General features: G+C 60.9%; 7 protein-coding genes and 2 pseudogenes. 4 read left to right on the top strand and 5 right to left on the bottom strand.

Annotated elements, in window-relative coordinates:
• Together AB4099_RS34940 and AB4099_RS34935 are read left to right on the top strand one after the other, a co-directional pair.
• Window positions 1-444: autotransporter outer membrane beta-barrel domain-containing protein (locus AB4099_RS34940; RefSeq protein WP_441481466.1), on the top strand; the 444-nt coding region annotated here is incomplete at its 5' end.
• 169 nt (window positions 445-613) lie between these two features.
• Window positions 614-1,386 (top strand): IS5 family transposase gene (locus AB4099_RS34935; protein ID WP_441481465.1). Its coding sequence is split into 2 segments (ribosomal slippage): window positions 614-1,148 and window positions 1,148-1,386, totalling 774 coding nucleotides; the frame shifts between segments, so codons are not numbered across the junction.
• Here AB4099_RS34935 and scpB read toward each other — a convergent pair.
• A pseudogene (gene scpB, locus AB4099_RS34930) lies at window positions 1,383-1,917 on the bottom strand (SMC-Scp complex subunit ScpB). The gene AB4099_RS34935 and the pseudogene scpB overlap by 4 nt on opposite strands.
• 559 nt (window positions 1,918-2,476) lie before the next feature.
• Between scpB and AB4099_RS34925 the strand changes: the two are divergent.
• Together AB4099_RS34925 and AB4099_RS34920 are read left to right on the top strand one after the other, a co-directional pair.
• Window positions 2,477-3,265, top strand: coding sequence for a hypothetical protein (locus AB4099_RS34925; protein ID WP_441481464.1), 789 nt, complete (start codon window positions 2,477-2,479; stop codon window positions 3,263-3,265).
• A 24-nt stretch (window positions 3,266-3,289) separates the two neighbouring features.
• Window positions 3,290-3,706: a hypothetical protein gene (locus AB4099_RS34920; protein ID WP_441481463.1), complete on the top strand. Its 417-nt coding sequence runs from the start codon at window positions 3,290-3,292 to the stop codon at window positions 3,704-3,706.
• A 429-nt stretch (window positions 3,707-4,135) separates the two neighbouring features.
• Here the strand turns inward: AB4099_RS34920 and AB4099_RS34915 are convergent, their stop codons facing one another.
• From AB4099_RS34915 to AB4099_RS34900, 4 genes and pseudogenes are all read right to left on the bottom strand, one after another.
• A complete protein-coding gene (locus tag AB4099_RS34915) occupies window positions 4,136-5,143 on the bottom strand; it encodes a DUF1254 domain-containing protein (RefSeq protein WP_441481467.1) in 1,008 nt (335 codons plus the stop codon).
• A gap of 17 nt (window positions 5,144-5,160) precedes the next feature.
• Window positions 5,161-5,412 (bottom strand): hypothetical protein, encoded by a 252-nt coding sequence (locus AB4099_RS34910; RefSeq protein ID WP_441481462.1) that lies wholly within the window; start codon window positions 5,410-5,412, stop codon window positions 5,161-5,163.
• 81 nt (window positions 5,413-5,493) lie between these two features.
• The gene (locus AB4099_RS34905; RefSeq protein WP_441481461.1) at window positions 5,494-7,179 is read right to left on the bottom strand and encodes a GMC family oxidoreductase; all 1,686 of its coding nucleotides are present in this window, start codon (window positions 7,177-7,179) and stop codon (window positions 5,494-5,496) included.
• Window positions 7,176-7,415: pseudogene (locus AB4099_RS34900) on the bottom strand (hypothetical protein); the annotation flags it as partial. The gene AB4099_RS34905 and the pseudogene AB4099_RS34900, both read right to left, overlap by 4 nt.

The following is a 7,415-nucleotide window of genomic DNA, read 5'->3' as shown; positions in this document are numbered from 1 at the left end:
ATTGGCTACGCCCTGCCCTACGGGCCGGTCTCGTTCGAGCCCTTTGCGCAGATCGCAGCCGTCACGGTCCGCACCAGCCGCGACGCCGAGACAGGTGGCCCCACCGCACTGCAGGTGCTCGGCCGCGACCAGCGCCTCGGCTTCTCGACGCTCGGCCTGCGGGCCGAGATGCAGTTGGGCGCCACGCCGCTGCTGGCCCGCGGCATGCTCGGCTGGCGCCATGCCTTCGGCGACACCACACCCGCGGCCAAGCTCGCCTTCATCGGTGCCGCAACACCGTTCCAGACCTTTGCCGCCCCGCTTGCCCGCAACGCCCTGGTGGCCGAGGCCGGCCTCGCCTGGCGCGCCACCGCGACCACCACGCTCGGCGTCAGCTACGGCGCTGCGATCAGCGACAATGCCCGCGATCATGCCCTCAAAGGCAGGATCGACGTCAGGTTCTAAGGCATCGGCCCGGAAGGTGGATTGCAGTTTTCGGGAAGGCCGACGCAAACATAGAAGTTAGATCATCGGACCGGATACGATATCCGGTCCGATGATCTAGGTCACGCACTCGTAAACTGCTGACGGTAGCTGCAAGGTTCTGATTCAAGCTTCTTGAAGGGAGCTGCTGATGGGCCAACCTCGCTACGAGTTGACGGATTTCGAGTGGTCGGTGATCGAACCGCTGCTACCGAGCAAGCCGCGCGGGGTGCCTCGGGTTGATGACCGGCGTGTTCTGAACGGGATTTACTGGCGTCTTCGGACCGGCTCGCCCTGGGCGGACATTCCCGAGCGCTACGGCCCGTATACGACCTGCTACAACCGCTTCGTCAGATGGCGCAAGGCGGGCGTATGGGACCAGCTCTTCTATGCTGTATCAAGGGTTTACGATGGCGATGTGCAGATGATCGGTGCCAACGGTAAAAAGGGGGCGCGCCGGATACCGCCCCCGGGGCGTGAGCCTGACGACAGATGCATGGGGCGCTCGCGCGGTGGACTGACCACCAAGATTCACGCGCTGGTCGATGCGCGCGGCCTGCCGATCACGCTTAAGCTGACGCCCGGACAAGCACACGATGGCAGGAGCGCCGCCAGCATGCTCGATACGCTCGGCGGCGGCGACGTGCCGCTCGCCGATCGCGCCTACGACAGTGATGCCTTGCGCCTCGGATGGCCGCGCGCGGCGCGTGGGCCAACATCAAGCCGATGCCCGGCCGCAAACGCCGCCCGCCGTTCAGCGCCTTCCTCTACCGCTACCGCAACCTCGTCGAACGCTTCTTCAGCAAACTCAAGCACTTCCGTGCCGTCGCCACCCGCTTCGAAAAGCACAGCGAAAACTACCTTGCTCTCGTCAAACTCGCTTCAGCCAAAAATCTGGATGCGCCTTATGAGTCGGTGACCTAGTCCTCTGGCTTGTTGACCCCGAACTCGGGGGTCAGCTGGCCGGAGAGTAAGGCGTCCTTTCGGAGCAGACCAGCGTCCTGAAGTGCTTCCATGTCAGGGAGGTCCTGCAGCGTCTCGAAGCCGAAATGTGAGAGGAAACCCTTCGTCGTCACATCTGTGTAGGTTGCATCGGGCTCGGCTACGCGGCCCGGCCGCAATGAAGCCGAGGTCGCGCAGATGGCCAATCGTGTCGCGGCTGACCTCCTTGCCGAAGAACTCTCCGAGCTGTCCGCGCGTGATCGGTTGGAAGTCGGCGATGCACAGCAGGATGAGGCTCTCAGTCTGCGAGAGCGGCTTGACCGGAGCTCGGACGATCCCGCGAGCGGTCCAGATTGCGTCGCAGAATACCTTGCGGGTGCGATGCAGCCAGCCGCCGGCGACGGAAACGAGCTTAAGGGGCCGACCGCGCAGCCCATCGCGGATATCGTCGATGATCAAATCGATGCTGCATGCGGGTGCGGGAGCGCCGCTCAACGGCGCGTTGTGGAGGATCGCATCGCCGTCACGTAGTGGTGCGGTGATCGCGGCAATGTTCACCTCGCTTGCCGCCGGTGATTTGGAACATATCAGTGTTGTCAAAGGACGGCCGATATGTCTTATTGATCATCTTGCTCGGATTCCTATAGCGCTACCTTACGCGAGGTATCCATGACGACGCGGCCAAGACTCAATTTGGCATTCCTTTTGTCCGCCCTGACGGCAACGTCTGTTAGCAATCCTACTGCGGCGCAATAAGAAAGCTGCCTTGCGGCATTGCAGCCCTTCATCGTCGATCCAGGGCTGCGAGAATCCATTGATGCCTACTTCTGCAAGCTATCAATACTGTTGATCGTAAGCTGAGGAGTTTTCCATGCCGTGGAAGATCCGAAGTTGCATCGCAACATTTCTGCTAGGGCTACTAACGTTTTCTGCTGCCGGCCAGGCTCAAACGGAACGGTTAAGGTCGTCGCGAGAGTATTGGCTTGCAAGCGCATTCTTTTGTAGCGGACCTTCTGGTAAATTTCCGTCAAAAGAAGGCAGTCCGGGATCAGGTGAGTGTGATGATGGCGACATGACGCTATTCAACGGCCTGCTCTGTCTTTCCGGCGAGCAGGTTGGCTGCGACGCTGTAAAGCAATCGCAAGGACCAGATGGTCGTTGGTGGCGATCTCCGAGACGCATTGGTTGGGAGGCACCGGACCATGACGTTTCGTTTTCCGCTGATCAGGCGCTGGGGGTATTCGCATATTTAATCCGCACCAAAGATGCCCAAGCATTCAACAGATGGATTGAGTGGATAAACGAGAAGAGACCGTGCTTGATTACGATTTCTACATGTATTGTTAAAGGGTGGCCTCGCTACTGTACCGATGATCAAGCGGATAAAAGATGCACGCTGAGGCCGGTTGATTGTGCCTGGATCGAAGCAATCGCAGGATATACTGATGGAAAAAGAGGTCTTTGCGAAGAGATTACGTCGTCACTCAAATTACCGCAAGTTCCCGCCATTGACATATTCGTGGCAGGTAGTGCCGCCGTTAACAAAGTCGGATTTCCTCTTCATCTTGCCGCCGTTCAAATCTTGATGTTGAAAGCTCTTGAACGCGAAGGCGATGGTGCAAAAATCGCTCTCCAAGCGTTCAAGCTTCGCGGTGAGCCACAGAATGCATTTTTTTCTTACGTGCGCGAAGATCCCATGGCGGTAACTTCTAGCGCCCTACTCTCAATTTGCCCTACTAAGGAAAAGCCTTCTGAGCGGCGATTCCAATGGGCATGGGAACGAACGGATTCCGAGCAGGCCTGGAAACAGAGCATGTATTGGGATTGTGTGTTCGTCGCTAACCTGATTGTGCAACGCTAACCAAGGAAAGCAGGGGGTTACAACATGAAGCTCGCTACTCGTGGAATACTTGGTATCGGATTGACGATCGCTCTTTATTGCCCCGCAAACGCGGAAGCGTTCGGGCCGTACACTGTGCGTGCTCAAGAGGTTAAATCAGGATCCGATAAAGGAAAGACGACCCACGCGTCACTTCGATTTCAAGTGCCAAACGACCGTTTTGTCGACGAGACGAAGATAAAATGGGTCAGTCAGCAAGGCACAGGGCGCAACCAGAGTTGCTCGATTTCGTATGAGAGAGAGCCATTGAGACTAAAAACCGGAAATTTTGAAGTAGATGTATCGAATGTGAAAGCAGTCACGGTAACTGCCCACGCCGAAACCGGGAGTGGGGTCACAAATATCGGCAAATCAGCATGGAAGGAGTGTACTATCGCGGGCGAAATGCAAGAGTTCAAATAATTGTGTTGGCATTGAATAATAATATCTTTCACCCGCCCTATTCTGGCGGGTGAAAACGTTATTCCGCGTTGAGCACTCGCAAAAGCGCTCCACGACTAGTAGACGGGCTCAATCCCGCGACGGCTGCGCTGAACCGAGGGCGGGGAATGGAGGACGATTCCTTGTCTGCTTCTCTCATTTCTGCGCCTCACACCGCCGTTGGGGTAAGCGGAGGTCGTGGAATTATGAGTGCATGCCCTAGACTTGAGCTCTCAATAGGGTGTTCATCCGGTCCGGAGCGAGGACGCCGAGGTTGCGAAGCTTCAGTCTCCGTCGGAGGATGACCGGAACGGCAGAGGACCGCCGTGCCGGTTTCACCATGCGGCCAACAGCAAGAGCGGGTGGAAGATTTCCGCTGCTTGCCGGCCGGACGAACGGTGCTGATGCCGTCTACGATGCAGGCTGCGCGACCGGCATCGCCCACTTGCCGTTCAGGATCTCCGCCCGGGGACGGTAGAGCCGGAATGTGTAATTCCACCCCTTCGTAATCGGCAGGCAATTCGCGATTTTTCCGTCGCAGCCGCCGAACTGGATGTCGAACGCGCCATCGGCACTCTTCTTGCCGGTGATGCTGTTGACCGAATAGGCGTCGTAATCGTTCTTCTCGAAGAAGCCCTTGTCGTTATAGACGCTGATCGACCAGAACGAGTCGACGGGGACATCCTTGACCTTGAGCTTGTAAACCGTCGTGCCGTCGTTTTTGGCCGGGGTGAACGAGGGGTAGGATGCGTCCTTGTCGGGGTTGCCGCCCCAGCCGGCTGCCGTGCCGATCAGATGCTTGACCGGATCGACCTTGCCCTTCGGGCCGAAAGCGTTGGTGAAGCTGCCGGATGCCGCCGACAGCGCTTCGAGCGCGTCACGGATCTTCTTCTGTTGAGCCAGGTCCCAGTTCGGGGCCTCGAACTTGCCAACCGACTTCTGCTCAACCTTCAGCGCATCCTGCAGCGCGTGAACCTGCGCGAGGTCCTTGGCGTCGTTGGGGTCGACCAGGATACGGACCGCAACGAACACATAGCGGGTGCCGACCTTGTCCTTGGTCAGCGTCGTGCGGCCGGGCTTGTAGACCACCATCGGGGTGTAATGGTCTTCACTGATGACCTGCATCGAGATGAAGCGCTTCCCGGCTTCGGGAAGGGTGATGGTCACCGGGCCGGCGTCGAGGTCGAAGAGCCCCTGGGAGTAGAGCGTATCCCGGTTCATCCGGACCACGGGCTGCTTGTCGATCGGCGTCGGCGTCCTGTTATGGGCGAACTTGCCGAAGCCGCCGTCGGCGGCCGTCTTGGCCATATAGAAATCGGTCTCGGCGCGCTTGAAGTTGTCGACGTTCACCGGAACCGTCTGCGCATATGCCACGCATGGCGCGAGAACCAGGAAACTCAGGCTGTAGACCGACGTCATTCGCATAGAACGGCACCTCATTGGCGTGTTTGATCCATTTGCTCATCAGGTCGGAACCGAATGGGTCCCCGCCCGTGCTTCGGCTCGTTGTCAGCCATGGGTCGGGGGATTCCCGAGATCCGTCCAGCTGGAAATGTCGTCGCGGCATTTCCAGCATGGGCCGCCGGCCCGTCTTGCCATTTCGCGCCAATCGCGACCGGGTCTTCTTCACCGCCTGCGGCAATCCCCATCTCGTCGAGCCGATCCGGATAATGGCGCAGAAGGTTCATGGCGGCCATTCGATCACGGCAGCCCCCCGCGCATCCGGCGCAGGCCTGCTTCGCTTATTGCCGTTGCTGCATGACGCGGCTTCAGATCAGACCATCCGCCAGTTTTTCCGACAGCATCGTCGTGGGCAGGTTGGTGTTGGCCCTCGGCACGCAAGGCATCACCGAAGCATCGATCACATGCAGCCCGCCGATCCCGTGCACGGCACCGTCATGTGGCGAGACGACAGCCGCCTGGTCGTCAGGGCGCCCCATCCGGCAGGTGCCGGAGGGATGATAGCCGCCGATAGTGTGCTTGCGGATCATCTCCTCCATCGCATCGTCGTTCGCCAGTGCGGTCGGGATATCGTCGCCGCTGGCGAAGAGGCGGTCGACGAGCAGCTTGCGCAACGGCCCCGGCCCTTCGGTCAGAATGGCCGGGCCGAGCGTGACCAGCCAGTTTCGCAGGCTCACTCCTCCGACCAGCTTCGCCATCGCGCCATGGGTGGCGGCGAAGGGATCGCTGCAAGCCCGGCGCAATTCGTCCGAGGCGTAGAGCGACCACATCCGGCGCACCGCCAGCTTCATCCGCGCCATGTCGCGTGGGTCGGACAGCATCTGGAAGGCGATCTCGGGCCGTCCCTCCGGATTTTCCGGATTCAGCCGTACCCAGCCGGTGGAATAGGGCTTGTTGATCCAGCTGAAGAGCGAGCCGATGCGCTTCCCGATCGGATGCCACGCGGACTTCGAGACGACGACCATGAACATGTCGCCATGCTCGCAGTCCTCGAGCCCGGAGGAATAGCGCCAGGCCGCCTGCACATGCCGCCGCGGGGTCCTGCCGAGCCGGTGTCCGCGCCGGATCCATGACGACATGGCAATGGAGGGATGCTCGTTCAGGTTCTGGCCGACCCCGGGCAAGTGGTGGACGACCGCGACGCCCGCCTCTTTCAAGCGAGCGGCCTCGCCGATTCCCGCCCGCAAGAGCAGTGCGGGGCTTTCCAGCGCCCCGGCCGACACGATGATCCGGCGCGCTGTGAGGCGCTCCGCGCCAATCGCGACGCCGATGGCGCGCCGGCCCTCCAGCAGCAGGCGATCGACCTTGACGCCGGAGCGGATGGTGAGGTTCGGCCGCCGCCGGGTCGCGGTGTCGAGATAGCCCATCGCCGCCGAGCGGCGCGAACGTCGATTGGTCGTCAGCGACATCGGGAACCAGCCATCCTCGAAGACGGCATTCTGGTCGCCGATGTTGCGATAGCCCGCCGCCGTCAGCGCCTGCATCGTTGCGCGCGTGAAGCCGGGCCACTCCTCGGGCATCACCCGGCTGATCGTGATCGGACCGGACGAGCCGTGCAGCGGCCCGTCATAGTCCATATCCGTCTCCAGCTTGCGGAAATAGGGCAGCACGCCGTCCCAATCCCAGCCCTCGGCTCCGAGCGCAGCCCATTCGTCGTAATCGGCGGGCAGTCCCCGGTTGCCGATCTCGCCATTCATGCTCGATCCACCGCCGATCACCCGCGGCTGGATGTAGGGCTTCAGCGGCGAACGCTCCGGATCATTATGCGAGAGCGGCATCAGCCGGGCGCGCATGTCGCGCCACTGATAGTCGGGGTTGAAGGCGGCGCGGTAGGGATAGACGTCGCGGATTTCGTCGGGTTCCTGGCCCGGCTTGAAGTCTGGCCCGGCCTCGATCAGCAGGACGCGGTTCGCCCCCGAGGCCGACAGGCGGTTGGCCAGGACGCAGCCCGCCGGCCCCCCTCCCACGATGATATCGTCGTATGTGGCCGTCATTTCGCGACCCCGCCATGCTTTTTCAGGGTGAACTCCTGATAGGCGGTGCGATTGGCGAGGATGTAGTCCCAGTCATATGCGACGCCGAGCCCGGCGCCGTCCGGAACCGGCACGCAGCCGTCTTCGCCGATGTCCTCCAGCGCGTCGCTGTAGCCGGAGCCGAAGACCGGAGGCACAGGGTTGGCGACGCCGGGGGCGACGAGAGACAATTCGTACCAGCTGGAGTTGCGCATCGC

The sequence above is a fragment of the Allobosea sp. 2KB_26 genome, from assembly GCF_052115715.1.
GTDB lineage: Bacteria > Pseudomonadota > Alphaproteobacteria > Rhizobiales > Beijerinckiaceae > Allobosea.
Note: the sequence above shows the minus strand (reverse complement) of the source record. Positions and strands in the feature narration are given on the sequence as shown.